Origin of the sequence: Nocardia sp. NPDC005978 (genome assembly GCF_040614455.1) — a bacterium.
Lineage (GTDB): Bacteria > Actinomycetota > Actinomycetes > Mycobacteriales > Mycobacteriaceae > Nocardia.
In genome coordinates this window covers 1-25,753 of sequence record NZ_JBEXUS010000055.1, presented here as the reverse complement: position 1 = coordinate 25,753, position 25,753 = coordinate 1, and the positions used below count along the sequence as shown (strand labels likewise).

The following is a 25,753-nucleotide window of genomic DNA, read 5'->3' as shown; positions in this document are numbered from 1 at the left end:
CGGCCCTGCTCGGTCGCGCAGGTCGATGCCGGCGATGCGCGGTCGGTCCGGCTTCGACCCCGAGCCCGCGCTGCCGCCCGGCGCCGGGTGTCGTGCTCGGCGCCGATCAGCCCCGGGTCGCCGCGCGGTACTCCTCGACCGGCAACCCACCCACTCCCCAATCCTCGAGCGCCACTTCGTCGATCACCACGAACGTGGTCCTCGGATCCTTGTCGAGCACATCCACCAGCACATCGGTCATGCGCCGGATGATCTCGGCCTTCTGCTGAACGGTGACGCCTTCGCGGGTGACTTTGACGTTGACGTAGGGCATGTCGGTGTCCTTTCTCGGTTATGGGATTCAGCGGCGGGCGGTGACGTAGCCGCCGTCGGAATTGATGCGCACGCCGGTCGCGAATTCGGCATCGGTGAGATGCAGGACCGAGGACGCGATCTCCTCGGCCTCGGCGATGCGGTTCAGCACCGCGAGCCCGGCAAGATCCTCCGACCCGTTGGCCGCGTGCAACGGCGTCCGCACGATGCCGGGCGCGACCTCGTTGACCCGAATGCCGTACTGCGCCAACTCCGCCGACAGCGCGACGGTCAGCGCCCGCACCCCGCCCTTGGACGCGAGCGCGGCACTGGCGGGCAGCCCGCCGATGGCATGGGAGAGCAGCACGGTGGTGATGTTGACGATGGCGCCGCCGCGACCCTGCTCGACCAGTTGCCGGGCGACGGCCTGCGTGACCAGGTAGGTGCCGCGCAGATTGCCGTTCAGGAAGCCGTCGAGCTCCTCGACCCGCACGTCCAGAAGCGGTGTGGCGCCGAAGGTTCCGGCGTTGTTGACCAGTATGTCGACCGATCCGAACGCCTCGACCGCGGCGGCGGCCAATGCCGGGCCGGTCCCGGGATCGCCGATGTCGCCGACCACGAACCGCGTGCGCTCGCTCCCGTCCAGGCGCTCGACGGCCGCGCGTAGTTTGTCCTTGTCGCGACCGCCGATTACCACGTTGTCACCGCGGGCGACCAGGGCCGCCGCCACCGCGTAGCCGATGCCGCTCGATCCGCCGGTGACGATCGCGGTACGTGAACCCGTAGTCATCTCAACCTCTTTCGTCCCGCCGGTCCCGCTGGACCGGCTTCGCTATCGAGGATCGCCCGTCACGGTCATATAAGTCCAAGACGTACTTCTGCGATTAACGCTAAGCTGTGCTTATGGATCTGGATGTCCGCGACCTGGAACTGCTGGACGCGCTGGCCACCGGTGGCACGCTGCAGCAGGCCGCCGATCGGCTCTTCGTGAGCCAGCCCGCGCTGAGTCAGCGCCTGCTCAAGATGGAGGAGCGGCTCGGAACGGCGCTGTTCGATCGGGTGGGCCGGCGACTGGTGCCGAATCTCGCGGGAAAAGGACTGCTGCCCAAAGCCTCTCGCATACTGGCCGATCTCTCGGCCGCGGAGCGGGAGGTACGCCAGGTCGCCCGATACGGTGACCGGCACGTGCGCCTGGCCACCCAGTGCGCGACCACTTTCTCCTGGCTCACCCCGCTCATGCGCGAACTGCGCGTCGCGCGCCCGGACGCCTCGGTCCGCATTCGCGATATCGCCGATGACGATCCGCTCGACGCGCTGCTGGCCCAGCGCATCGATGTCGCGATCGTCACCAAGCTCGGCACCGGCGCCGCACACGTGCGCCTGACACACCTGATGGACGACGAGATGGTCGTGGTCGTGCCGCCCGGGCATCGCTGGACGGCCAGAAAGTATCTGACAGCGCGGGATTTCACCGGTGAGACCCTGATCCTGCACGACAGTTACGACCAGTCCCGGCCCAATCCCGCCCCGCTGCCGCTACCGGTGGGCGCGCGCCCGGCGGAGGTGACCATCGTCCCCATGGTCACCGAACTGCTGATCGAACTCGTCGCCAACGGCGAGGGTGTGGGCGTCATACCCTCCTGGGTCGCAGCGCCTTTCGTGCAGCGCGGCGAGGTGCTCACCGTGCGCATGGGCGCTCGCGGCGACATCCGGCCGTGGTTCGCCGGGGTCCGCCCGGACGAGGATCGCCCGCACATCCTGGACTTCATCACCCTCCTGACCGCGCATTTCGCCGCCCTCTGAACCCGGCGCGGGACCCGGGCCCTCGCGTGCCCGGCTCCACGGCTAACGAGCGGTGACGGCGTCCGGCTGCTCCTGGAGTGTCGGCGTGGTGGGCGGGTGGTCGCGGAATACGACGCGATCGGGCGTTGGCGCGCGAGAGCCCCGGTCCGGCCCGGCCTGTGCCAGTATTCTTGGATGCTGGCGATGTGCTGGAGGCTCGGATGACGCGGGATGGATCGGCGCGGCGGGCTCGGCGGTTCACCGAAGTCCTGTCCGGTCTCCCGAATTGGGTGTCCCTGACCGCCGGGGTGCTTGCCGTGCTCGTCGGCGCGATCCTGGTCGTCCGCCCGCTGACCTCGTTGACGCTGCTGGCCCTGCTGATCGCCTGCGCGGCCCTGGTCTCCGGCGCCGGCGAAGTGCTGGGCGCGCGGGAGCATTCGGCGCGGGACGCCGTGCTGGCGCTGGGTTGGATAGCCCTGGGTGTGCTGATCCTCATCGCCTCCGGGCCGGCTATCGACCTGATCGCACCGGTGGTGGCGATTGCCCTGGTCGTCGGTGGTGTGCTGCGGCTGCTGCGTGCTCGCCGCGGAACCACCTCGGTTCGTCTCGCCGCACTCCTGCTGGGGATCGCCGAGATCATCCTGGGCGTCGTGGCGCTGCGCTGGCCCGATGTGACGCTGCTGATCGTCGCCGTCCTGTTCGGCATCCGCACCGTCGCGTTCGGCGTCTCCACCGTGTGGGATGCGGTAACCGGCCGCCGCGCAACGACCTCCGGAGCCGCCGAACCGGCACGCTCGCGCTGGGCCGGCTCCGGCCGGGTCCTGGCCGCCGCGACGGCGCTGCTGATCGCGGTCGCCGCCGCCCTCACGAGTGCGCATCTGCGTTCGGGCACCCCGCGGGTCGACGCCTTCTACACGGCTCCGGACGAGATCCCGGCCGCCGCCGGCACTCTGCTGCGCGCCGAACCCTTCACCCGTGACGTCCCCGGCAACGCCCGCGCCTGGCGGATTCTCTACACGACGACGCTGGACGCCGACCGCCCCGCGCTCGCCAGCGGAATCGTCCTGGTGCCGGAACGCGAAGCCGCGGAACCGCTTCCGGTGATCGCCTGGGCGCACGGCACCACCGGCTACGCGCGACCCTGCGCACCCAGCCTCGCCACGCACCCCTTCGAATCGGGCGCGCTGCCCGCCCTGGATCAGATCGTGGAATCCGGCTGGGCGCTGGTCGCAACGGATTACATCGGGCTCGGGACCGAAGGCTCGCACCCGTACCTGATCGGGCAGGGGGAAGGCCGCTCGGTGCTGGATGCCGTCCGGGCCGCCCGGCAGCTCACCGATATCCGGCTGGCCGATCGCACCGTGGTGTGGGGGCATTCGCAGGGCGGCCACGCCGCGCTCTGGGCCGGGCTGCTCGCACCCGGCTACGCCCCGGAGGCCGGCGTGATCGGCGTCGCCGCAATGGCTCCCGCCAGTGACGCGGTCGGCCTCGTCTCGCGGCTGCCCGAGATCACCGGCGGCAGCGTCTTCGCCTCGTACGTCGTCGCCGCCTACACCGCGCACTATCCCGACGTGGATTTCAACGCCTACATCGATCCCGCCGCTCGCACCCTGGTCCGGCAGATGAGCGAACGCTGCCTCGCCGAACCCGGCGTGCTGGTCTCGGTGCTGTCGGCGCTGTCGCTGGAGAAGGACCGCCCGATCTTCGCCACCGATCCGCTCTCCGGTGCGCTGGGAGTCCGCCTGCGCGAGAACATTCCGGCGGGCGCGCTCACCGTGCCGGTCCTGCTCGCACAGGGCGCGGCCGACACCCTGGTCGACCCGGCTGTCCAATCCCGTTACGCCGCAGCGCGATGCGCCGACGGCTGGAATCTGGACTACCGCGTCTATCCGGGCCGCGACCATATCGGCGTGGTCGCCGCCGATTCCCCGCTGATTCCGGATCTGCTCGGCTGGACCCAGCAGCGGCTCTCCGCGCTGCCCCAGCAACCCGCCTGCCCGCCGCTCGGGTGAATCGCCGTAGCGCGATGTCCGCCATTATCGGTGTCTATTCGCCGCGTTTCCGACGGCCGTAACGCCGGTACGCGGTTTCACCTGGCGTAATACATGCGTAGTATTGCCGCATGGGGTTTGATTGGGCTGATTGGGCGCTGGCACACCTGATCGGCATCGATCCCCAGGAGGTACGCCAGGTTTTGGCCACCGCGCGGCGCTGGCCGCGCACGGCGCACGATGGAAATGTCGAAGTGCTCAGTATTTGGGGGCGCACGGCGAGCGGGCGACCGCTGATCATCGTGACCAGGCAGACCGACCAGTGGACGTGGATGATTGTCGGCGCCCGCGAAATGCACGACGATGAGCTGAAAGCCTTCGAACACTGGGAGAAGGAGAGCCGGTGATGAGCGAGAACTTCCCGTCGACCCCGCACGAGACGGCCGCGTTCCTGGATCGTCTCGTCTTCAGCGATGATCCGGTCCCCGCGGACCGGGTTCCCCCGCGCCTGCAGCCCGACGACGACATCATGGTCACGACGTCGATCCGCCTCCCGCTCTCCCTGCACGGCCGCCTGAAACAACTCGCCGAGGAACGCCACATAGGCGTCTCCACCCTTCTGCGCGAATGGGCCGAGGCCGCGGTGGCCGACCTCGACGACGAGAACCAGATGATCTCCCTGGCCGAGGCGAAACGGGCCCTGTCCCGGGTTCATCCCATCCACCGCGCGAGCTGAATTCCGAACGCCGCCTATGGTTCAGGGTCGGTCGTCCGCTATCCCCGACCGTTTCAGTCGGTGAAGAGGGTGGGGATCGTCAGGGCGTATTCGACGTCTTCGCGGCGGCCGAGCGTCACCAGCACGCTGCGGATCATGGTGAGACGGGCGGCGGCGACGGTCTCGGGGGTCGGTTCGCCGGCCGCTGAAATGCGGTAGACCACGTATTCGCAGGTGTGCAGGGCCGTGTCGAGATCCAGGGGTGAGGGGATCGGGCGGCCGAGGTCGGTGAACTTGGCGCGGATCAGGGCCCGGATGTCCTCCAGGGCGGATTCGCGGTAGGACGAGACGGGGGAGCCGGGGTCGTAGAGCTCGGCGAAGAGCGGGGACAGCATGGGCCCGTGGCCGCCGGCCCAGTACAGGTACGCCTCGATCATGTTGATACCCAGCTCGACCGGGACCTCGGTGCGTTCCAGCGCCGAGCGGATGCCGCCCACCAGATCGTCGTTGGAGACCCTGAGCACCGCGTGCAACGGTTCCACCGCGTTGGCGAAGTAGCGGTAGAACGTCGGGCGGGCCAGGCCCGCCGCCTCGATGATGCGGGCCACGCTCAGCCCGCGGGAACCGTGCTGGGCGAAGACCTCGGCGGTGGCCAGGATGATCCGGGCGCGGACCTGATCGGCCTGCTCCTCGGTTTGCGGCGGACGGCCGCGCCGGGTGGGCGAGGCGGCGGTCACGGGCGTGTGGCCCCGACGCGAGTGCGCGTGGTCGGCGCGAGGCTTGACATGAGGTGTGTCACGACCATTAATCTAACACTAGTGTTCACCTAAAATTGGTGTTCAGAAAATAGTGGGCTACTGCCCGCGATATGCCTATCGAGAGGGCGACCAATGACGACTGCCCCGCAGCTCGCCACCGCCGATGCACTGCCCTTCGACCTCGTGCAGCGCCTGCTGGGCCATGCCGTGGCCGGCGGCGCGCCCGCGGTCGAGGTGTTCGCACCGGCCACCGGCCGCAAGATCGCCGACCTGCCGCAGTCCTCGGTCGCCGATGTGGAGACCGCGTTCGCGACCGCGCGCCGGGTCCAGGCCGAATGGGCCGGGACCCCGATCGAGGAACGCGTGGCCGTGCTGCGCCGCATCCACGATCTGGTGCTCGCCGAGCAGGACACCATCCTGGACATCGTGCAGACCGAGACCGGCAAGTCCCGGGTGCACGCCTTCGACGAGGTCTCCGACGTCGCGGTCAACACCCGCTACTACGCCGCCGAGGGCAAACGCATTCTGGCGCACCGCAAGCCGCGCGGCGTCATGCCGGTGCTGACCCAGGTCGAGGTGCGCAACCGGCCCAAGGGCGTGGTCGCGGTCATCTCGCCGTGGAACTACCCGCTCGCGCTGGGCGCCTCCGACGCGCTGCCCGCGCTGCTGGCCGGCAACGCCGTCGTGGGCCGCCCGGACAACCAGACCGCGCTGACCCTGCTGTGGGCCATCGACATCGCCGAGCGCGCGGGCCTGCCCAAGGGTCTGTGGCAGGCCGTGCTGGGCCGCGGCGCGACCCTCGGCCCCGAGGTCATCGCCCGCGCCGACTACGTCGACTACACCGGGTCCAGCGCCACCGGCCGCACCATCGCCCAGCAGGCGGGCGAGCGGCTCATCGGCTACTCGCTGGAACTGGGCGGCAAGAACCCGCTGCTGGTACTGGGCGACGCCGATGTCTCGGCCGCCGCCAAGATCGCGGTCCGTGCCTGCTTCGCCTCGGCCGGTCAGCTCTGTGAGTCGATCGAGCGAATCTACGTGCACGCCAACGTCTATGACCAGTTCGTCACCGAATTCGTGGCCAACACGAAGAAGCTCGAGCTCGGTAAGGCCCTGGACTACGGCTACGAGATCGGCTCGCTCACCTTCCCGCGCCAGATCGATACCGTCAGCTCGCACGTCGACGACGCCGTCGCCAAGGGCGCGACCGTCCTCGCGGGTGGCAAGGCCCGCCCGGACCTGGGCCCGTACTTCTACGAGCCCACGATCCTCACCGACGTGCGCGAGGGCATGACCGTGTACCGCGAGGAGACCTTCGGGCCGGTCGTGTCGGTGTACAAGGTCGCGAGCGACGACGATGCCGTCACCCAGGCCAACGACACCCCGTACGGTCTCAACGCCAGTGTGTGGAGCCGCGATACCGAGCACGGGCGCGCTGTCGCCGCGCGGATCAACGCCGGGTCGGTGAACGTCAACGAGGGTTTCATCGCCGCGTGGGGCTCGATCGCCGCGCCGTCGGGCGGTCTGGGCATCTCCGGCACCGGCCGCCGGCACGGTCCCGAGGGGCTGCTCAAGTACATCGACACCCAGACCATCGCGGTGCAGCGCGTGCTGCCGATCGCGCCGCTGCCCGGTATGTCCGAGCAGCTGTGGGCCAAGACCATGACACTGTATTTGGGTGTCATGAAGAGCTTGCGGCAGAAATGATCCGGCGAGAACTTTGGACAAGGGGAGCGGCAGGGAATGAAGAACGTAGCGGGTAAGAAGGTCCTGGTCACCGGTGCGGCGATGGGGCTCGGAAAGTCCTTCGCCGAGCACGCGGTGCGCGAGCAGGCCGCCGACGTGGTGCTGTGGGACATCAACGAGATCACCCTGAAGCAGACCGTGGCCGAGCTGACGGCGCTGGGCGGCAGCCGGATTCACAGCTACGTGGTCGACGTGTCCGACCGCGACGCCATCGCCGAGGCGGGTGCGGCGGTGCGCGCGGAGGTCGGCGATATCGACGTGCTGGTCAACAACGCCGGCATCGTGCGCGGTAACGGGTACTTCTGGGAGACCGAGAACCGTACCGACATCGACAAGACCATGGCGATCAATTCCCTTGCCCCCATGTACATCACGCTCGAGTTCCTGCCCGCGATGGTGGCCGGCTCGGGCGAGGCTCGGGTGCTGAACATCGCCTCCTCCGCGGCCCTGGTCGCGAACCCGCGCATGAGCGTGTACGCCGCGTCCAAGTGGGCGGCGCTGGGCTGGTCGGATTCGGTGCGGCTGGAGCTCGAGCAGGCGGGCAAGGACCACGTCAAGGTCACCACGGTCTGCCCGACGTACATCAACACCGGAATGTTCGACGGCGCCAAGGGTTTCCTGTTCACGCCGATCCTCGAGCAGGACCACGTGGTGGACACCTCGTGGGCGGAGATGAAGAAGGGTTCGGCCCTGGTGGTCATGCCGTGGACCTCGCGCCTGAACCGCGCGATCTCCGGGCTGCTGCCGCTGAAGGTCCGCGACTTCTACCTCAACACCGTGGGCGTCTACACCTCGATGGAAGAGTTCACCGGCCGCAAGTAGAGCGGTTCGCGCGATGGCCCGCTCCCGGTGTCGGCCGGGGCGGGCCATCGCGTCGTTCAGGCGGTGAGCCTGCCGAAATCCTCGGCCGCGACCAGCTCGGTCAGCGATCGGATGACGGTGATGCCGTCACCCGAGTTGCCGGTGCCCGTGCGGTCGAGCCAGTAGGCCCGCAGGCCCGCGTCCCGGGCGCCGATCCCGTCGGTGTCGTAGCGGTCACCCACGTAGGCCACCTCGCCGGGCGGCAGCCCGAGCATGGCGCAGCCCGCCAGGAAGATCGCGGATTCCGGCTTGGCCGAACCGAATTCGGCCGAACACAGGATCGCGTCGCCGAAATGCTCGTGCAGCCCCACGGCCCGCAGTTTGCCCATCTGATGGTCGCGCGCGGAATTGGAGACGACCCCGAGCGCGGTCCGTGCCCGCAGTCCGGTGAGGGCCTCGGCGACTTCGGCGAACGCCACCCAGTTGGTGTCCCGCCGCGCCGCGTACCCCGCGAACCACGCGGCCGGATCCTCGGCCCGCACCCCGATCCGCTCCAGAAATCGGGTCGTGCGCAGCAGCTGCTGTCCGTGAAAGGTCAACTCGCCCGCCAGGAATCGCGGATACTCCTGCTCTTCGAGCTCACGCCACAGCGCCACCGCCGCGTCCTCGGAGTCGAACCGCTCGACCAGCCCCTCGGCCCGCAGATGCCGCAGAATCCCCACCCGCGCCGTGGCCGAGTAGTCGATCAGCGTGTCATCGACATCGAACAAAATCCCGCGAATACCCACCACCCCAAGCTACCTCCCCGCCCCGACCCCCACCCGCCCCGCCACACCCGCCCACCCGGCGTGAGCCGAGTTTGCTGAGCTGCCCGGTCCTCAATAGCAATTGACTGGCAAATTTAGTCACCGTGGTCGAGCAGGGAGCCGCCGAGTCCGCGAGACCCTGTACCTGCCGGATCGGTAAGCGCCGTCCCGCTCGAATGCATCCTGCTTGTCCGGCCGCCGGCGTGCACTCGCAGCAGTTGCATGTCCTGGGCACCCGCATCCTCGAGCAAACGCGCGCGGGGTCCGGACGAGACCGCCGAGCTGAGCCGACGCAGCAACTCCGGGCTCTATCCCCTTGCGGGCGAGTGTCTTTGCCGCTCGATGCCGCCGGCCCGTCCGGCTGCATCGAATGCGGCTCCACCTGATCGCGGGGCGCCGAGCCGGCGGGGCACCGAACCATCGCGACCTCCGGCGAAACCGGTCGCCTCGAGGCTGGTGCGCCGATCAGTCGGGGCGGGTGCCTATGACCACGGTGGCCCCGCGTTCCTCGTCCTCGGCGACGCGGGCCGACAGGCCGGCGGCGCGCATGATCGCGGCGGCCGGGTCGGCCTGGGCATCGGACTCCTCGACCAGCAGGTGGCCGCCGGGGGCCAGCCAGTGGGGGGCCGCGGCTGCTATGCGGCGGAGGAGATCGAGGCCGTCGGGGCCGCCGTCGAGGGTCACGCGGGGCTCGTGGTCGCGGGCCTCGGGGGGCATGGTCGCGATCTCGGCGGAGGGGACGTAGGGGGTGTTGGCGAGCAGGATGTCGACGCGGCCGGCGAGGTCGGCGGGGAGGGGCTCGAACAGGTCACCCCGGTAGACCGGGAAGTCGTGTGTGGCCAGGTTCCGACGGGCGTACTCGACGGCGTGGGGCTCGATATCGGTGGCGGTCAGTTCCGCCCGAACGCCGTGGGCTGCGAGGTCCACAGCTAACGACAGGCCCAATGCTCCACTACCGCAGCACATATCGACGACCACGGGATTGGCATACGTGGCTTCCTCGAACCGGCACAGCGTCGGGAGGGTGTCGTCGTCCGAGTGGATCGGAGCGGCGCCGCGGCTCATTTTCCGCTGCATCGCCGCCCAGTCCCGCTCGGTGAGTTGCGACGGTTCGGCGGCAGTCTCCCGAGTCCGCCTCTCGACCAGGTCGAGGGTCAGGGCAACCGCCTGTTCCACCAGGAAGGCCGTGCGCTGTCGGGGAACGAAGACGTGCGGGCCGACCACCACGCGCAGGCCTCGGAACTCGGCCCAGCCGAGGAGGTGCTCCAGGGGAGAGCCCGCTACGCGTTGGGCGACAAGGGTTTCCAGGTGGGCGGGGTCCGATGCCGCCGCCAGGAGCAGGACGGCCTCGTCTTCGGCGAAGACGCAGCCGGCCGTGCGCAGGCGGTGCACCAGGGTGTCGAGGTCGTGCGCGCTCACCGGGTCATTGTGCGCCGCGGACCCGCGCCGAATCGACGCGGGTCCGCGGGAAAGGGGAGGTCAGCGCTCGGAGGGCAGGCGCATCGTCCGGGTGACATCGAGGTAGATGCCGCGCTGGCTGCTGCGCGCGGGCGGGGGCAGCTGGGAGACGAGCTGCTCGAGCGAGGTGGTCGCGCCGACCACCGGGATGCCCGCGACGATGAAGTCGGCCACCGCGCGGCGAATGTGGTTGGGGGAGGTCACCACGATGGCGCTGGTCGCGCCCGCCTCGCGCAGCATGGCCGCGCCGTACAGCGCGTTCTGCACGGTCGATCCGGCGCGGTGGTCGGTCAGGATCCGGCTGGCCGGAATGCCGCGCCCGATCAGCCAGCCCGCCATGGCCGCCGCCTCGGTGATCCCGTTCTGCGGGTTGCCGCCGGACACCAGGATCGGCGACATCGGGGAGGCGATGGCCTGCAACCACGCCGCCTGCATGCGATTCACCAGCTCGGGGCGCATGCTGCCGTCGGGCAGCAGCCCGTACCCGCACACCGCGATGCCGGTGCCCGGTCCGGCGATGGCCGGAATCGGGTTGGGCAGCGTGCCCACCGCCGAGCCGATCGCGTGGAAGACGTGCCGGGTGCGCCCGGCCAACTCGGGATCGATCACGTTCAGGCGGTTCAGCGCGACCTCGCGGGTGATCAGGTCACCGGCGTAGTCCGACCAGATGGCCTGCAGTGACAGCGCGTGCGCGTCATCGGGAGATTCGGCGAGCAACTGCCGCAGGTCGGCCAGTCCCGCGGCGTCGTCGCCGTCGAGGAAGTTGTCCTGGGCCGAGTTGTAGAGCGTGCCCGGGTCCGCGTACGCGGTGCCGGGTGCGAACAGGGTCAGGGCGGCGGCCGCCGCTACGAGCAGGGTGGGAATACGCCTGGCGATCTGCACTGCTGTCGACCTTTCCGAGAGATGGTCACGCATGCTTCCGAGCGGGTCTGCCTTCTTTGCTGAATAGTGGCTCGGTTCCGACTGAGAGCACGATACGGCTGGCGCGGGCCGTTGTCGGGGATTTGCCGTAGAGAAATTGCAGGTTTGAACGGACCTGTTACCGGCAACGCGCGTGGGCGCGCGGAAATCAGCGGAGAACGTCCCGCCTACCCAAAGGCGCGTGCGGCTCGCCCCGGCCCGCGGGTTAGGGTGTGAATCCGTGGACACGACTTCGCTCATCGGCAAGGAACTCGCCGCCGCCATCAATGCCGACACCAAGCAGCGCGCGGCCGCGCGCACCGAAGCCGGCAGCGCCCCGCGCCTGGCCCTGGTGATCGCCAACGACGACCCGGCCAGCGCCTGGTACGTGAAGTCGCTCAATCGCGCCGCCGAGCGCAACGGAATCGTCTGCGAGAACGTCGATCTCGGAGTCGAGGCGACCGCCGAGGAGATTCGCGCCAAGCTCGCCGAACTCTCCGCCGACGCCACGGTGGACGCCATCATGCTGCAGACCCCGCTGCCCAAGGGCGTCGGCCTGGACGATGTGAGCCTGTCCATCGCCGCGGCCAAGGACGTGGACGGGGTCAGCCCGCTCTCGCTCGGCCTGCTCGCCTCCGGCCTGCCCGGCTTCCCGCCCGCCACCTCCGAAGCCGTGGTGGAACTGGCCAAGTTCCACGGAATCGCTTTGGAGGGACGGCATGTCGCGGTCGTCGGCCGTTCCAACGTGGTCGGCAAGCCGCTGACCCAGCTGCTGCTGGCCGAGAACGCCACGGTGACCGTCGCGCATTCGCGGACGCGTGACCTGCCGGCGATCACCTCGGCCGCCGACATCGTGGTCGCCGCGGTCGGCCGCGCGGGCCTGATCACCGCCGACCATGTGCGCGAGGGCGCGGTGGTCATCGACGTGGGCACCAACGAGGACGACAACGGCAACATCACCGGCGACGTGAACGCGGAGTCGGTCACCGGCGTCGCCGGCGCACTGAGCCCGGTCCCCGGCGGCGTCGGCCCGGTCACCACCGCGCTGCTGATGCGGCACGTGGTGCAGGCCGCGGAGAACGCGAATCACTGAGCGCGGCACGCTGATTCCCCGCTGACCGGGCGGGTGTCGACCCCGCTCGCCGCGTACCCCGGATCGGCCGCGCGTGGTCGAATCCGCCTCTCTCGGTGGAATCGGTCTGCGCACAGCCCGAGTCGGCCCCCGGACATCGGAATCGACGCGCGTACAGCCGAGTCGGCCTGCGCACATCCCGAGTCGGGTCGCGCACGTCGGAATCGCCGCGCGTACAGCCCGAGTCGGCTCGCGCACAACCGAGTCGGCCCGGCCAGCGGAGGCGGCCCAGCGCAGCGGAGAATCAACCCGTACGCAGCGGAACGGTGCGGGATTCATGCGAATCCCGCACCGCCGCCGTCTATTCGGGGTGACCGCCTACCAGTGCACGCTCACCGGATCGCCGATTCCGACGTTGTCGTAGAACCATTCGGCATCACCGGGCGCCAGGTTGATGCAGCCGTGGCTGACATTCGCGTAACCCTGTGAATCCACCGACCATGGCGCGGAGTGGACGAAAACACCGCCCCAGGTGAGCCTCTCGGCGAACTCACCCTCGATCAGGTAGCCCTCGGACGAGTTGAGCGGAATGCCGATGGTGCGGGAATCGAAGGTCACCGAGCGGAACCGCTCTAGCACCGGGAACGTGCCGACCGGGGTTTCCCAGCCGGGTTTGCCCATGGACGCCGGCATGGTGCGCACCGGGACGCCGCCCATGAAGACGGTGAAGGTGTGCGCGGACATGTCGGCATCGGCGCTCACGCCGCCGTTCGTTTCGAATTGGGTGTGCAGGCGCCCCACCGACACCGTGATCGGCGACGAGGTGGGCAGGTAGCCGGCCGACGTCCATGTCAGTTGTCGATCGTCCACCCAGGAGAAGTTGCCCGCCAAAGTGGTGCCGGCGCGAATGTTCACTGCCCGCTCGGCGCGGGCGCGATCCTTCACGGGTTCGGCGAACCGCACGTTCACGGGTGCGGCAATTCCCACTGTCTGACCGGGCCCCGGCGTAATCGCCTGCACCGCCGGGAGATTGGGTGCCGATATCAGCACCGCCCCTGCGGCTCCGGACCCGAACGCGGCTGCCGCCGCCACTACGGTTGCGACGAACATGAGACGAATCGCGTTCCGCATTGGTTCCATCCCTTCACACAGGGGTGTGGTCCTGGACGCTCAGCCTATGACCGATTCGCCCTCGGCGTACGGAAACGTGCCCGCTTCGTGACCTACGCATCGGCGTGGAAGATGGACGGAAAGCCGCTGCTCTAGTAGTGATTCCCCCGCTGACAAGGGCTATTGGGACGAATGTGCCGATTTTCCGGCGGCACCCGCCCGGGCGTGGCGAGATACCCCCGCCGCGCGGATTTGGCGGTGTGTCAATGCCACTGCCGCCCGAACACGGCGGTCGCCCGCTGCCCGTAAGCGCCCCCGGAGCACAGTCGCGCGGCGGCTGACCGACCCGATGGTCCGGTATCCGGAGGGCCGCGGATTCACCGCCGCAGATTCCCGGCCGGACCGGACCAATCCGACGACCAGATGGTGGTGAGGCACTGCGCGCTGTCCGCCGGTATGTCGACGTCCAGGTACTCCCGGCGGATACGTGATGCCGTGCCGGTCGGATACACGAGAGCCCCGTCCGGCACCGGACGGGGCTCTCGTGCGACGCGGGTCGATCCTCAGCCGGTGATGGCCTCGACCACGTCGTTGTGCAGCGCGTCGGCGCGGGCGATGACCTCTTCGATCTGCTTCAGCACCGGCGCGAACTCCGCGCCCGCCACCCCGTCCAGCGACGCGACGTTGATGGCGATGTTCAGCTGCGAGCTGGCCACCGCGGCCCGGGCGGCGTCGGCGGCCGCGCCGATGTCGGTGACCACGTTGGGGTTGCCGATGGGCAGCAGCTCGGCCGCCAGGGAGACGACCTCGTCGGCGGCGGCGACCACGGCCGCCGGGACGCGAGCGGCCTCCAGCAGCGCGGCGGTGATGGCCTCGGCCCGGCTGGCCTTGTCCGCCTCGGACTCCTTCGCCAGCTTGTACGCGGCCCCGACCGCGGTGAAGGCGGCGGCGTCCGCGTCGGCCAATGCGAGCGCGCGTTCGCGGGCGGTGTCGGCGGCGGCGATGATGCGATCGACGACCGGGCGGTTGTCGGCGTCCTTGGCGCGGGTGGTGTAGCGCGCGACCATGGCGACCAGGGCGGCCCCCTGTGCGGCATGCAGCGCGGCGACCGCGCCGCCGCCCGGCGCGGGCACCTTCGCGGCCAAGTCCTCCAGGTAGGCCTGCAGTGTCGAATCACCGAAGCTGGTGCCGTCCTGCGCGGCGTCCTGAGTCATGAGGAATGGCCTCCCTTGGGATTGCGGGTTTTTCGCACGCGTGGGCGCACGTTGTCCCCGCTCACGGTACCGGTTGCCGACCACCGCCCCGACTCCGGCAGCCCCGGCCGATGTGAACCGGAAATCGCATGGTGAGTAATGTCCCGACTATGCGTATCGGACTGTCGATACACTAACCCGCAGTTGTTTATGCAGGTCAGGGGTAGAAAAGGCCCCTCGGTGCAAGCTAATTCCCGCCCGATTCCCAGATCTCTCCCGGAATTCTCGGGTTCAACGCCTCCAACTCATCGGCGTTGTCCACCACCGCCATCCGCTTGCGACCACGATCGATGTAGTGCCTCTGCGCCATCGACAGTTTGCCCTCGGTATGCCCCAACTGCGCACTCACCCGCTCATCGTCCTCAGTGACCACCGCCAGATGCGTCGCGACCGTATCCCTCAGATCCGACAACCGGAACCCCTGCACCGGACCACCCCGCCGTACCCGGAAAGCCAGTTGCCGCGCCGTCGGCACGCTCACCCACGCCTTCGACCCCTGAACTATCGGAAGATCCATCGACGCGGGTTTGACCCGCAACCTCTCCGCCTCCAACTCCCCAGCCAACCAGGACGGCAACGCGACCCGATACGGATTGCCGGACTTGCGATCCTCGTGACGGTACGGCTCCACCCCCGGATGCCAACGCACTGTGGCCGCCACGTGCAACACGGTCCTGGTCGATCCGTCATCCAGGGTGTGAACACTGAGATCGGACCACCTGGCGGCCAGCGCCTCGCCGGGACGAACCCCGGTGCCCAGAAGCAGCATGTACAGGATCGGCAGGTAGGAAGAATTCGCCGGCGTCGTGAGGATCTGTTCGAACATCGCACACTGGGCCGCCTTGTCCATCGGCCGTGGAGTCGTGACCCTGAGGGCGGGCCGTGGAACGTGTGGCATCGGATTGTCCGCAGCGGTGATGCCCCGCCCTTGGATCGCGAGCCGGTACCCCTGCCAGAGAAGTTGGTAGTGCTTTTCGGCCCGAGTCGGCGCCGACTCGGCGACCTCGTCGAGGTAGTCGGTGATGTCTGCGACATTGGCCGACTCTGTGATGGACAGGTTTCCCAGTTCGGTTTCGAGCTTGAACGCGTCCGGGTTCGGGTTGTGGCGCACGCGATTGGTGGACTCGCAGATCATCCGATGGTTGTTGTCGTACGAGTCGCGCGACATGGTTCCGACGTCGACGCGTGCCTTCCACTGCTTGTCGAGTTCAGCGAAAACCAAGCTCATCGAATCGGTGGGGGAGAACTGAACACGGCGACTGGTGCGCTTTCGTTTGGTTTTCCGGCGGATGTTGATCTCGAAGCGGCGCATCCACTCCTCGACGCACTCTCTCTCTTGGTGCGGCCTTTGGACGACGTGCGAACCTCCTCACCCGTGAGTGCGCGATGGCGGACGCGATCGAGCATCCAGCCGCCCTTCGGGTTTCGAACGGGGATGAGGTCTTCTTTGTCGGGCAGCTCACCTGGTCCGTTCATCGTTCACGCCACCCGCTGCGAGCTTGTCAACTGACCGTCTTCCCACGCGATGACCTCCGCCAGCAAGTAGCGAACTCGGCCACCGAACCGGCTGAACGGCGGCCCGATTCGCGGCGTGGTCGAGGCCCAGTTGCGAAGTGTCTTCTCCGAGAACCCTGTTCGAGCGGCGACTTGAACTCGACATCCCCTGGAAGTAGATGATGACCTTCAAACAGCGTAAGGGTCGTATTGTCCGGCAGCGTCCGCAGTGGGTGGTGACCGCGCACAAGTGCCGAGACCGTCGGCCGAAGCATCGTGACGCGGGCGGATATCGGTGGGGTAAGGCCAGCGGAAAAATCGAGGCCGGTCGGGCGGTGACGGTCTACAACATGACTGTCGCCGACGATCACACCTACACCGTCGACGGCGTAGTCGTGCACAACTGCGTGAATCACTCGCAGGCCAATACGCAGAAGGCGTACGAGCAGGGGTTGTCGTTGTTCGACTTGGATGACCCGGATTTTGATGCGCGCGTGACGCGTTCGGAGCGGGATCGGGCGACTGCGAACTGTGTGCTGCACTACGCGGAAGTGCATCGGCCGCGGCTGATCCTGGTCGAGTGCACGACCGAGCTGGTGTCGTGGGGGCCGGCGATTCCGGGGAAGCCGAAGATCGGTGACGGGTCGACGTATCGGTGGTGGTTGAAGCAGTTCGAGAACATCGACTACCGGTACAAGGAACTGCGGTTGAATTCGATGTCCCGCAGTCTCGTGACCGGCTGTATATCGCGTTCTGGGACAAGGCATTGCCGACGCCGGTTCTGGATCACTGCCCGCTGTCGTGGTGTGCCGAGTGTGAACAGCCGGTGGAGGCGGTGTGGTCGTGGAAGACCGGCATTCCGCTGACCGGGTCGGTGCGATATGGGAAGCAGTACAACTATCGATGCCCGCGGTGTCGGCGTGAGGTTGTTCCGCCGATGGCGCCGTCCGTTCGGGCGCTGGATTTGACCACTGTGGGTACGCGGATCGGTGACCGGAAGAAGCCGTTGGCGCCGGCGACGATGGCGCGCGCTGAACGGTGCCGTCAACGGTTCGCTGAGTTCCCGGCGATTCTGATGCCAGCGAAGGGTGCTCATGGTTCGGAGCGGCATCCGTGGCAGCCGATGTCGACCCAGACGAGCCAGCAGGAGACCGGGCTGCTTTCGACGGGCGCGGTGTTCGCTGCGCACCGGCACAACGGCGACGGCAAGAACTTCAGCTTGCCGATGGACACGGTCACCTCGACGCACGAGCTGGCGATGCTGTTCGCTGCGGTCAACAACTTCCAGGGTGCGCCGCGCGGTGTGGGGGAGCCGTTGCCGACCCAGGCCGCGTCCGAGACCCTTGGGTTGATGACCGGTGTCGTGCCGTACCGCAAGAACACGCTTTCGGCGATCAGTTCTGAGCCGATGCCGACGGTCACCTCCGAGCAGATTCCCGGTTTGCTGACCGCGGAATGGGCTGCAGCGCTGGCGGATCTGCCGTTGGAGGACTGCCACTTCCGAATGCTCGGCCCGCACGAGGTCGGCCGCGGCTGCGGGTTCGACACCACGTTCCCTGGGCACGAGGGCGAGTTCATCGTGTGGGGGAGCGCGCGTGACCAGGTGGACGGTTTCGGGAACGCGGTCTCGCCCGCGGTTGGTGCTTGGATCGGGGCGCGACTTCGCGCTGCGATTCACGCTGCGGATGTATCTGCGAACGAGTCGGCGGCGTGATTGGATGTCGCTGACTGAGCGAAATTGGTCGGTAGTGGGCGTAAACGGGAGCCCACTACCGAGCAGGCTCACTTCGTGAGATGGAAGGTTTTGAAAACGTGTGTACCGTCGGTTTCGTCCCAGTGAAGGTGTGAGGTCTCATGAGCGACTTCGAAATCGGCGATGGTTTCGAGGATGCTCTGCTCAGTGCCGGTGGCCCACTCTGTGACAGAGGTCGTCGTCTCGGTGCCGTCGCCGAGGCGAATTCGAATTGGGCTGTGTGCCAACAGTTCCAAGCACATTTCGGCCGACATTGGCTCTATCTTGGCCTCAAGGGACTGAAGTGAGATCTCGAATGCTCGGGCGGGGAACTGCCACACAGGAATTCCCATGTGCTTGTCGCTGACGGTTGCCATCAGCTCTTTGCCGGTTCGCAATACGAGGCGGCGCGTCTCGTCGTCCAGGTCCTCTGGAAGTATCCATTCCCGCATGTCCACATGCTAGGTCGATGCTGACGTGATCCACCGTCGCGACACACTTTGCGGGGTTGGCGTCGGATTCGTTGATCGCTGGTGGGCCGGCCGTGTCTTTAGGACCGGTCGGGACGCGTAGTTCGCTGGAGGAGCGGTCCGGCCGGCCGCGTGTGCTGAGTGGATGTGGCGGCGACCCCGAGGGGGGATGACCGCGCCTGAGATCGGGTTGACGCGCAATGACCAGCCGAAGAGCGTGGGAACCGGTGGCGAGGCAGGCGACACTGCGTTCGAGAACCTGCTCCAGTTGGAGGCCGCTCCGACATGGCCAGCGACCTTTGTCGCATTGGCGGGACGTAGCCGCTTCGACTGGCCTAGTCCTCGACGGTTTCGGTTGCTTTGTGCATTCGTATAGCGCGAGTGACTGTCTCGTCGTAACCTTCGCAGAGACTCTGAGCGGGTTGCGCATCGAGCAAGGGGAGAGTTGTCCAGTGGAGTCATCGCACGAGCTGGCGTGGCCGCACTGGTGGTCACTGCTAGGTGACAAACTTCAGTTCGCTCCGTTGGCAACCGATGTTCCCGCCGAACAGCTCGAAGCGGAGCTCGGCGAGGTCAACGATTTCATCGAGCGTTCGAGCATGTTGAGCTATGGCACCCATAGTGAACTGCTGCGCGTTCGCGTCGACGGCGTTCCAGTGTCGTTCAAGCAGGCCACGTCGGCAATGTTAGTTCGCAAGCAACAGCTTGAACTTGCCTTAGCTTCACGTGCTGCTGAGGAGCAAGTCGCCAAGGTTAAGGAGCGGCTCGAACATCGCGTTTCGGATTTAGATGTCCGGGAGGAACTCTCGGAGCTTCTCACTGAAGCGCAACGTCGACAATCCGAGCTAGACGCTCTGTTGAAAGAGGCTGGCGCTGTTCAAGACCGTGAGATCCGGAACGTTGAAATCCAAGAGCGGCGCTGGAAGATGCGCTGGAGTTTGCTGCAGCGTGAGCCGGTCGCAGTGCTTGTCGGTGCACTTCTCCTCGTTGTCTTCAGTGGCGTTGTTGTAGTCGCTATGTGGACGCACACGGACGTACCGGAGGTTGTGATCAACATGTTGCTCTTGATCCTTGGCTTCTTCTTCGGCCAAAGCTCCAGCGGGAAGGGCAATTCGTCCGAGTAGGCGCAACACTGGAGCTACAGTTGGAGGCGGCTCCATCTCTGTGGATGTCACTGTTCGGAGCGGAGGGGTCTCTCAGTAGTGCCCATGCCCCGCCGGTCTTCGCATCGCGCCTGGACTTCGCGACCTGTTAACGTCGGACGCGTGGTTGACGAGGCCGAACCTGGCGACGCGCTCAAGAATCAGCTTGCGCGTTTGCTCGACGATCGCATTCGCGCACTTGGCATCTCGGGCGCAGGTGCGGGTCGAATCGTGGGGGCTACGAAGGTCGAGATCTCGAACGCCAGGCACATGCGGTTCCATCGAATTGGAACCGATCGGCTCGCCGAATGGCTCGATCGACTCGGCGTTGACGTTGAACTCTCTGCAACATACCGCGAGGTCGACCTGTCCAAGGCTGAGCGGCCGGCGCGAGGACAATCTGTCCCGCAGTGATTGGCAGGCTCTCATCCGGACTATTCAGGCATGGCATGGCATGGATTAGTCGACATGGTCAACTTCGCCCGGGCTCTTATCATTCCGCAAGCCCCGCCAACTCGGATGGCGAAGACTTACGCCAGTGAACTCCCTGAACTCGACCGTGCCGACGATCCGCGGCACCACCCAACGTGCCTGCGAAGCAACATCCCTCGGAACCGCCGCACGAACCGGCGGCTCGGCGATCGCGAGTTCGTCCAAGTGGAACCGCAATGATCGTCGAGCCGCGGCCGTGAACCCAGTGCCGACCGCGCCCGCGTATCGGAGCGCGCCGTCCTGGCCTCGGCCGGCGACAACCAGCGCACCGAATGTTCCAGCCACGCTTCCACTCCCAGGCAGCCAGCCGACCACGACCAGGTCGAGTTGTTGCCGCAGAACCGTTTTCAGCCACGAGCGCGACCGACCCGGCGTGTACCGGGAATCGAGTCGCTTCGACACGATCCCCTCCAGGCCATGCTGCGCGCTCACCTCCAGCAGGTCCGCGGCCGGCACGTCACGCCAGAACGGGGGAGTCACGAGTGGAAGAGTGTCGAGCTTGAGCCCGTCGAGGAGCTCGCGGCGATCTAGGTAAGAGAGCGTCATGGTCGGTTCGCCGTCGACCGCGAGGACATCGAACAGGAACAGTTGCACCGGCACCGTGCGCATGAGTTCGTTGCTCGGGTTCGCGACATGCAAGCGCCGCTGCAACCGCCCGAACGACGGCGCACCAGTCTCGTCCTGGGCGACGATCTCCCCATCTACGATCATGTCTCGACCGCGGCACTGTTCGGCTAGGGCGTGGACGAGTTCGGGGTAGCTGTCGGTGAAGTCTCGCTGGTTCCGGCTGTACAAGCGCGGGTGACCGTCGCGGATGATGACGATGGCTCTGGCGCCGTCCCACTTCATCTCGACAGCCCACCCGGCGTGATCGGGTGGCTGTCCCGCGGTGGCGAGAATCGGAGCCGGCACGGCCATTCGGTCAGCGTATGTGCAGGTGCAGCGTATGGGGCTCTCGATCGGATCACGCTCGGTGCGCTCGCGTGTCTACTGGCTCAATGGTTGCCTCGAATACCAGACGTTTCAAGATTCTCGCCGGCCCGCAAATGCGTGCGACAGCGACGTGAGTTTGCTGAGAGGATGCCATAGTGAACTTGAAGCTCTCACTTGCACAGTCTCGGCAGTTTTGGCGAGCGCTCATGGCAAACGCCGTCTTCCTTGTCGACGATGCCCGCGTCCTCCTCGAACACGGGTCCGCCGGCCGCGCGCACTCGCTCATCGTTCTCGCAGGCGAGGAGCTCGCCCGAGCTAACGAACTCTATGAGACTGCTCATGCTGTTTGGACCGCAGGAGAAGGTGAGATAGTCCTCGCCAAGGATCACCTCGCGTTGTCCAAGTGGCACAAACCGAAGATCGGTGGAACCGAACGCTACGGACGGCGCCTGGAAGGCTTCTGGGGCGACTACGACACTCGACGCGAGCCGCGAGACTCTGCCACGCTCGATCGAATGAAGCAGGACGGGTTCTATGTGAAGAATGAACTTGGCCCTAGCGGCGAATTCGGATCGCCGCTGGACTTCGAGGTCGAGCCAGTCGCCGACGAGCTTCGGCGCATGGCTGGAGTTGTTGAGATGGCCCTGATTTCAGATCATTCGCGCATGAAGATGCTCGCGCCGGAGCGCTATGACTCCACCGGCATCCTGCAGAGCCGCCTTCTGCCGATCGCGCATCCTGAACTGTTCGACGATCACTTCGGCCAGGGCGGCGCGGACGCCTGACAGATATGCGCGGAAAGTGTCTGACATATCGAGCGCCCTGATTGTGTTGCAGCAGCAGCATTTTGGTGCCAGTTGCGACGACCGTCGGTATGCTCGATTGCTGTGGAGATAGTTGCCTGCATGCTGTGCGGGGCCAGTGATGCGCAGGAAAGACCTGTCCCTTTGCGCACGGTCACATGCGATGACTGCTGGGACAAAGCCAACCAGTTCCCCGAGCGTGAACCAGAGACTCCCGACGTCGAGTTGGTCGTCGATCAGCTTCGCGTTGCGCCGTCGGTCGATCCGCGGGAAGGCTCGGCGAGTCCGTGCAAGTACTGCGATCGCGAATACGCCTGGCACCGGACGTTGAATGGGCGCTGGCTGATGCTGGAACCCGGTGGCTACCCGACATCGAAAGTCCCGCCCGGCAAGCGTTGGCGCGTCGCCGGCGACGGCACCGCGGTCAATCTGGGTGGCGCCAACCCGACCGACGAATGCCGCATCACCCACTTCGACGTGTGCCCGACGAGACGCGCGCCGGAAGACGGCACCTTCCTGCTTTCCGTATGGCGGGCGAATCGACGCGAGTGGGCTGCTGAGCAAGGACAGTAGCGTTGCCAGCGCAGTAGCATGCCGAGATGAGTACACAGGAACAGATCGCATTCCTCGCGCGCGCAGTTGGCGCAACTGACCTGTGCAACATCGTTGCCGATGCGTCCATACCGCTTTTCCTGATCGCCGAACGTGCTGGCATGGACGAGGATGTCCTCGACCAGATCCTCTGCGGGCTTCGGGGGATCGAAGTGGGTGAGCTTGACGATATCTCGAAGGTTCTCGACTTCGATGCCAGCAGCTTTATGGATAACGTGGCGCGGCAGGTCCGCGACATGATCGCAAAGGACAGTGACCCGACACTCTGACTGGTACGCGCGTCCCACATTGACAGGCGCTCGAGAATGAGCGCATGTCCTTCCTCGGTCTGCAGGCCGGCACCTACCCCGACTGCCCGTTCTGTCAGCGAGTCATCCACCAAGACTATGTGGGCCGCTACGGCAACGTGGTCTGGTTCGAACCACTGAACCCGGTATCCGCCGGCCACATGCTGTTTGTGCCCACTCGTCACGCCACCAATGCGGCCATCGACCCGCAAGGTGCCGCAGAAGCGATGGAAGCCGCCGCGATCTACGTTCGCGACCTGTACGGCAGCGGCATCAACGCGAACCTGATCACCAGCATCGGACCCGCAGCGACACAATCGATCTGGCACACGCACGTGCATGTGGTTCCTCGACACGAGGGCGACGGGCTGCACCTGCCTTGGACCGGGCAAGTCAAGTCGTGACCGCGGACATCCTCGCGTTCGCACGTGACCTGGTTGCGGCCCTTGAGAACTCCCACACCCACAGCTTGCCCATCGTCCTCGGCGACCCCGACGACATGTTCATCGAGGGCAATGCGGCAATGTTGCGCATCAACGACACCGCCCGCAACAACCTGTATGGGTGGATGGACGCGCGCGAAGAGGTGTAGCCAGCTCGCGTTTCCGCTGGCACCTCCAGCAGATGGGCTACGACCCCGACGACATCACCGTGCAACTCGACCTCGCGTGGATCAGGCTTCTGCTGTGGCGCGAAGTCCAGGCTGGCGGCGATCCAGACATGCTCGGGCGTTGTTGATGTCAGGTTGATTGCATTCCACCGAATTCGAGATAGCTGTGAGTACGCTCAGGTTGGTCAGAGGTGGCCGGCCCTCATACCCGCCGAACAGCCGATGGCCGGCCCGACACCGAAGACACCGTCCAGTGCGAAGGATGGGTTGTCATGACGCGCACAATTCGAATCGCCGCGACCGCGGCACTCGCCCTGCTGATCGGCTCGCCCGCAGCTGCGGCGCTCCCGGCCGACGTCGAGCAGTCACCGCTCGAACCGACTCGGCAAACGTCGAGTATCGGCCAATACTGCTCGTCAGGATCACCACCCACCCAAACTGGCGACGGCCAAACGGTCTTCTGCGTCCAGGTCAAACGAACCGACGCCTTCGTCTGGTGGCCCGTGAACGAGGAACTGCCCGCCAACCCGAACGTCCCCGTGAAAATCGGCAGCACCTGCCTGGGAGAAGGGGAAACATGGGTCAGCGAAGAAGGACGCCCGATCGTATGCAAGAAGACCCCGAACGGCCGGCTTCGCGGCAATCTCGTGTGGCTCCTACAGCAGTAGCCGCGTGATTGTCTGTGCCTGTTGGTAGCGTTCAACCGTCACATGCTGATGTGATCCGCATAGACATTATCGAGCCCCGGAACCGACGCACACGGTCCGGGGCTCGATTGGTTTCATGCGCTAGGAGTCTCCGGTGTTCGGCGGGGTGACCTGTCTTCCGGGAAATCGCTTCTAGGATCGACGACTGCTCGATGCGAAGCACATCAGACCACGTGGAGCCATCCAGATACGACGTCACGTGCAATGGCATCTTGACCCAGCCCACGCTGCTGGGAAGGCTGACGCTCCAATACGCAGAACCACTTTCATGGACAACCCCGAATTCCGCCTTCTGCCTTGACTCGATGACCCGACCCTCCACGTGATGTTGGTCGGTCACGAACTGCAACGGAGGAGTGCCAGCGAACTCGACTACGACACGGTCGACATCTCCTGACTTGAGTACAAGGCGAAGTCGCAGGTCCGCGCTGCTGGTCGGCCTCTCAACGTACGGGTCCCAAACCGGTCGACGCTCTCTATAGAACCGGGCCTGCTCGATCGCGGCGAGAGCTGCGCTGGTCTGAGCTGACAGCTTGGCCGCCTCGGCCGAAGCCTCTGCAGCCTTGAGCGACCTCCTGGCAAGACTGCCTTGCCAACCGGCCACTCCAGCTGCAACCAGAGCGACGACGGAACTTGAGATGGCAACGATGATCGCGGGGTCTGTGTAGGTGGAGTCGGGCATGGATCGCTTTCTGCCGATCGCCAGTATGTTGACTGAAACACGAACCAGCACAGAAGGAACGACGCAGGTCCGGCTTCTTCGGGACCAAACACTATCGTGCCCGGTCGATCTCGAAAAACGGCAAGCACTCGGGCGGCGCCGACGTGATGAGCGCCGGTACGGGCAGCGAGCTAGACGGGAGCGACAGCCTCATCCCAGCCGATCGGCTGCCGGCTCTCCGCTAAAGCTTCCACCGCGCGCGCAACCCTCCCCGCAGCAAGGCACATCAGCTCCTCGCTGTACTCCACATCCGCCGCCGAATGAGCGTGCTCGCGCGGGTCGATCTGAGCGCGCACGTACGCGAGCGCCGCATGCGCTAGCTCATCGCGCGCGGCCACGAACGCATCCATCGCCTCGTACCTCGCTCAGCGGCGCCGGCGGATCGCTCACCGCACTGCCCTCGGCGGGCATCTTGACGACGGCATAGCCAGCAGCCAGAAGATTGCCTGCATAGTTCAGCGACTCCATCTGACGCCGGTGAACTTCCCACAGTGCCCCGAATGTCCGCTGGTCCTCAGTCCGAGCAACCCAAGCCTCAGGGGCCAGCAGTCGCGCGAGTTCACTCTGGTCCATCTCTCTTGCCTCGTTCCTTCTCGTGTTTCGTGGTCCGCTGGTATCGCTTGCCCGACGGGATCGGTTGTGCCGCATTCGAATCGCGGAGAGCCTGCCTGCGGCGCCAGGCCGCAAGGTCCGGTCGCTCACGTGGATGCGTCATCGTCGCCCCCCATGGGGGTGGGTCGGTCGCGGAGGGCGCCATTGCCCGCATCACCACACTGTGACTGCGAACCGACCCACGATCTAGCTGATCCAGCACGCCTCGTGGACGAGCCCGTCCCACGGGTGCTTGCAGGCGCTGCACACCAGCCGCCCGACCACACCCGCGGGAGCGTCCTCGGGGATGAAGTGCCGGCGGATCACCATCGAACGGCCATAGCCGAACTCGACAGTCCGCTCGATCTCGAACAACGGGTGCGGGGCGGTGGTGGTCATGACGAATTCCGTTCTTGCAGACCCATGGCATCCACTTCTGCGCCACCACCTGCCCCATCCCGCCGGCACTTCACGGCGGG

General features: G+C 66.5%; 31 protein-coding genes. 17 read left to right on the top strand and 14 right to left on the bottom strand.

From position 1 onward, the window contains the following. Positions 1-106: 106 nt before the first annotated feature. On the bottom strand, positions 107-313 hold the full coding sequence (locus ABZ319_RS23770; protein ID WP_354988664.1) for a 4-oxalocrotonate tautomerase family protein: 207 nt from the start codon (positions 311-313) through the stop codon (positions 107-109). A 27-nt stretch (positions 314-340) separates the two neighbouring features. Then, positions 341-1,081 carry an SDR family oxidoreductase gene (locus ABZ319_RS23765; RefSeq protein WP_354988663.1) on the bottom strand — a complete coding sequence of 247 codons (741 nt, stop codon included), beginning with the start codon at positions 1,079-1,081 and terminating at the stop codon, positions 341-343. A 113-nt stretch (positions 1,082-1,194) separates the two neighbouring features. Between ABZ319_RS23765 and ABZ319_RS23760 the strand changes: the two genes are divergently transcribed. From ABZ319_RS23760 to ABZ319_RS23745, 4 genes are all read left to right on the top strand, one after another. Then, positions 1,195-2,094, top strand: coding sequence for a LysR family transcriptional regulator (locus ABZ319_RS23760; protein WP_354988662.1), 900 nt, complete (start codon positions 1,195-1,197; stop codon positions 2,092-2,094). A 200-nt stretch (positions 2,095-2,294) separates the two neighbouring features. After that, entirely contained in the window at positions 2,295-4,085 is a 1,791-nt protein-coding gene (locus ABZ319_RS23755; RefSeq protein ID WP_354988661.1) for a lipase family protein, read from the top strand. 110 nt (positions 4,086-4,195) lie between these two features. Beyond that, on the top strand, positions 4,196-4,471 hold the full coding sequence (locus ABZ319_RS23750) for a hypothetical protein (protein WP_354988660.1): 276 nt from the start codon (positions 4,196-4,198) through the stop codon (positions 4,469-4,471). Next, positions 4,471-4,800, top strand: a complete 330-nt coding sequence (locus ABZ319_RS23745) for a hypothetical protein (RefSeq protein ID WP_354988659.1) — start codon at positions 4,471-4,473, stop codon at positions 4,798-4,800. The genes ABZ319_RS23750 and ABZ319_RS23745 overlap by 1 nt, the downstream gene beginning before the upstream one ends. Positions 4,801-4,853: 53 nt before the next feature. On the opposite strand, the gene ABZ319_RS23740 is transcribed toward ABZ319_RS23745, so the two are convergent. Then, entirely contained in the window at positions 4,854-5,516 is a 663-nt protein-coding gene (locus ABZ319_RS23740; protein ID WP_354988658.1) for a TetR/AcrR family transcriptional regulator, read from the bottom strand. Positions 5,517-5,669: 153 nt separating this feature from the next. Between ABZ319_RS23740 and ABZ319_RS23735 the strand changes: the two genes are divergently transcribed. Together ABZ319_RS23735 and ABZ319_RS23730 are read left to right on the top strand one after the other, a co-directional pair. Continuing rightward, positions 5,670-7,241: a succinic semialdehyde dehydrogenase gene (locus ABZ319_RS23735; protein ID WP_354988657.1), complete on the top strand. Its 1,572-nt coding sequence runs from the start codon at positions 5,670-5,672 to the stop codon at positions 7,239-7,241. Between the two features lie 36 nt (positions 7,242-7,277). After that, positions 7,278-8,102, top strand: a complete 825-nt coding sequence (locus ABZ319_RS23730; RefSeq protein ID WP_354988656.1) for an SDR family NAD(P)-dependent oxidoreductase — start codon at positions 7,278-7,280, stop codon at positions 8,100-8,102. Positions 8,103-8,158: 56 nt separating this feature from the next. Here the strand turns inward: ABZ319_RS23730 and ABZ319_RS23725 are convergent, their stop codons facing one another. The 3 genes from ABZ319_RS23725 to ABZ319_RS23715 form a co-directional block, all read right to left on the bottom strand. Then, entirely contained in the window at positions 8,159-8,869 is a 711-nt protein-coding gene (locus ABZ319_RS23725) for an HAD family hydrolase (RefSeq protein ID WP_354988655.1), read from the bottom strand. Positions 8,870-9,352: 483 nt separating this feature from the next. Next, complete coding sequence (locus ABZ319_RS23720; protein ID WP_354988654.1) at positions 9,353-10,306, bottom strand: methyltransferase; 954 nt, start codon at positions 10,304-10,306, stop codon at positions 9,353-9,355. A 60-nt stretch (positions 10,307-10,366) separates the two neighbouring features. Next, the gene (locus ABZ319_RS23715; RefSeq protein ID WP_354988653.1) at positions 10,367-11,227 is read right to left on the bottom strand and encodes a YdcF family protein; all 861 of its coding nucleotides are present in this window, start codon (positions 11,225-11,227) and stop codon (positions 10,367-10,369) included. Between the two features lie 259 nt (positions 11,228-11,486). Between ABZ319_RS23715 and ABZ319_RS23710 the strand changes: the two genes are divergently transcribed. Then, positions 11,487-12,338, top strand: a complete 852-nt coding sequence (locus ABZ319_RS23710) for a bifunctional 5,10-methylenetetrahydrofolate dehydrogenase/5,10-methenyltetrahydrofolate cyclohydrolase (protein WP_354988652.1) — start codon at positions 11,487-11,489, stop codon at positions 12,336-12,338. A 357-nt stretch (positions 12,339-12,695) separates the two neighbouring features. On the opposite strand, the gene ABZ319_RS23705 is transcribed toward ABZ319_RS23710, so the two are convergent. The 3 genes from ABZ319_RS23705 to ABZ319_RS23695 form a co-directional block, all read right to left on the bottom strand. Next, positions 12,696-13,427, bottom strand: a complete 732-nt coding sequence (locus ABZ319_RS23705; protein ID WP_354988680.1) for a L,D-transpeptidase — start codon at positions 13,425-13,427, stop codon at positions 12,696-12,698. 563 nt (positions 13,428-13,990) lie between these two features. Beyond that, positions 13,991-14,641: a cyclodeaminase/cyclohydrolase family protein gene (locus tag ABZ319_RS23700; RefSeq protein WP_354988651.1), complete on the bottom strand. Its 651-nt coding sequence runs from the start codon at positions 14,639-14,641 to the stop codon at positions 13,991-13,993. A gap of 226 nt (positions 14,642-14,867) precedes the next feature. Beyond that, a complete protein-coding gene (locus tag ABZ319_RS23695) occupies positions 14,868-15,992 on the bottom strand; it encodes a site-specific integrase (protein ID WP_354988650.1) in 1,125 nt (374 codons plus the stop codon). A gap of 364 nt (positions 15,993-16,356) precedes the next feature. On the opposite strand from ABZ319_RS23695, the gene ABZ319_RS23690 reads away from it, so the two are divergent. Next, a complete protein-coding gene (locus ABZ319_RS23690; protein WP_354988649.1) occupies positions 16,357-17,040 on the top strand; it encodes a hypothetical protein in 684 nt (227 codons plus the stop codon). A gap of 71 nt (positions 17,041-17,111) precedes the next feature. Next, positions 17,112-17,888 (top strand): hypothetical protein, encoded by a 777-nt coding sequence (locus ABZ319_RS23685; protein ID WP_354988648.1) that lies wholly within the window; start codon positions 17,112-17,114, stop codon positions 17,886-17,888. Positions 17,889-17,956: 68 nt separating this feature from the next. Here ABZ319_RS23685 and ABZ319_RS23680 read toward each other — a convergent pair whose 3' ends face one another. Then, on the bottom strand, positions 17,957-18,358 hold the full coding sequence (locus ABZ319_RS23680) for a hypothetical protein (protein WP_354988647.1): 402 nt from the start codon (positions 18,356-18,358) through the stop codon (positions 17,957-17,959). 470 nt (positions 18,359-18,828) lie between these two features. On the opposite strand from ABZ319_RS23680, the gene ABZ319_RS23675 reads away from it, so the two are divergent. Both ABZ319_RS23675 and ABZ319_RS23670 read left to right on the top strand, forming a co-directional pair. Further along, positions 18,829-19,500 carry a hypothetical protein gene (locus ABZ319_RS23675; RefSeq protein ID WP_354988646.1) on the top strand — a complete coding sequence of 224 codons (672 nt, stop codon included), beginning with the start codon at positions 18,829-18,831 and terminating at the stop codon, positions 19,498-19,500. Positions 19,501-19,641: 141 nt separating this feature from the next. After that, positions 19,642-19,932, top strand: coding sequence for an XRE family transcriptional regulator (locus ABZ319_RS23670; RefSeq protein WP_354988645.1), 291 nt, complete (start codon positions 19,642-19,644; stop codon positions 19,930-19,932). Positions 19,933-19,977: 45 nt separating this feature from the next. On the opposite strand, the gene ligD is transcribed toward ABZ319_RS23670, so the two are convergent. Further along, complete coding sequence (ligD, locus tag ABZ319_RS23665; RefSeq protein WP_354988644.1) at positions 19,978-20,928, bottom strand: non-homologous end-joining DNA ligase; 951 nt, start codon at positions 20,926-20,928, stop codon at positions 19,978-19,980. Between the two features lie 170 nt (positions 20,929-21,098). Here ligD and ABZ319_RS23660 point away from each other — a divergent pair, with 170 nt between their 5' ends. The 6 genes from ABZ319_RS23660 to ABZ319_RS23635 all read left to right on the top strand — a co-directional run bounded on the left by ABZ319_RS23660 (position 21,099) and on the right by ABZ319_RS23635 (position 23,923). Beyond that, on the top strand, positions 21,099-21,728 hold the full coding sequence (locus ABZ319_RS23660; RefSeq protein WP_354988643.1) for an AbiV family abortive infection protein: 630 nt from the start codon (positions 21,099-21,101) through the stop codon (positions 21,726-21,728). A gap of 102 nt (positions 21,729-21,830) precedes the next feature. Further along, positions 21,831-22,319, top strand: coding sequence for a DUF6083 domain-containing protein (locus tag ABZ319_RS23655; RefSeq protein WP_354988642.1), 489 nt, complete (start codon positions 21,831-21,833; stop codon positions 22,317-22,319). 26 nt (positions 22,320-22,345) lie between these two features. Then, positions 22,346-22,627: a hypothetical protein gene (locus ABZ319_RS23650; protein WP_354988641.1), complete on the top strand. Its 282-nt coding sequence runs from the start codon at positions 22,346-22,348 to the stop codon at positions 22,625-22,627. 44 nt (positions 22,628-22,671) lie between these two features. After that, positions 22,672-23,049, top strand: a complete 378-nt coding sequence (locus ABZ319_RS23645) for an HIT domain-containing protein (protein WP_354988640.1) — start codon at positions 22,672-22,674, stop codon at positions 23,047-23,049. Then, on the top strand, positions 23,046-23,237 hold the full coding sequence (locus ABZ319_RS23640; protein ID WP_354988639.1) for a hypothetical protein: 192 nt from the start codon (positions 23,046-23,048) through the stop codon (positions 23,235-23,237). Before ABZ319_RS23645 ends, ABZ319_RS23640 begins: the two co-directional genes overlap by 4 nt. 290 nt (positions 23,238-23,527) lie before the next feature. After that, positions 23,528-23,923 carry a hypothetical protein gene (locus ABZ319_RS23635; RefSeq protein WP_354988638.1) on the top strand — a complete coding sequence of 132 codons (396 nt, stop codon included), beginning with the start codon at positions 23,528-23,530 and terminating at the stop codon, positions 23,921-23,923. Between the two features lie 31 nt (positions 23,924-23,954). On the opposite strand, the gene ABZ319_RS23630 is transcribed toward ABZ319_RS23635, so the two are convergent. The 3 genes from ABZ319_RS23630 to ABZ319_RS23620 form a co-directional block, all read right to left on the bottom strand. Beyond that, positions 23,955-24,644 (bottom strand): hypothetical protein, encoded by a 690-nt coding sequence (locus ABZ319_RS23630; RefSeq protein WP_354988637.1) that lies wholly within the window; start codon positions 24,642-24,644, stop codon positions 23,955-23,957. A gap of 170 nt (positions 24,645-24,814) precedes the next feature. Beyond that, complete coding sequence (locus ABZ319_RS23625; protein ID WP_354988636.1) at positions 24,815-25,033, bottom strand: hypothetical protein; 219 nt, start codon at positions 25,031-25,033, stop codon at positions 24,815-24,817. Between the two features lie 448 nt (positions 25,034-25,481). After that, the gene (locus tag ABZ319_RS23620; RefSeq protein ID WP_354988635.1) at positions 25,482-25,673 is read right to left on the bottom strand and encodes a hypothetical protein; all 192 of its coding nucleotides are present in this window, start codon (positions 25,671-25,673) and stop codon (positions 25,482-25,484) included. Between the last annotated feature and the right edge of the window lie 80 nt (positions 25,674-25,753).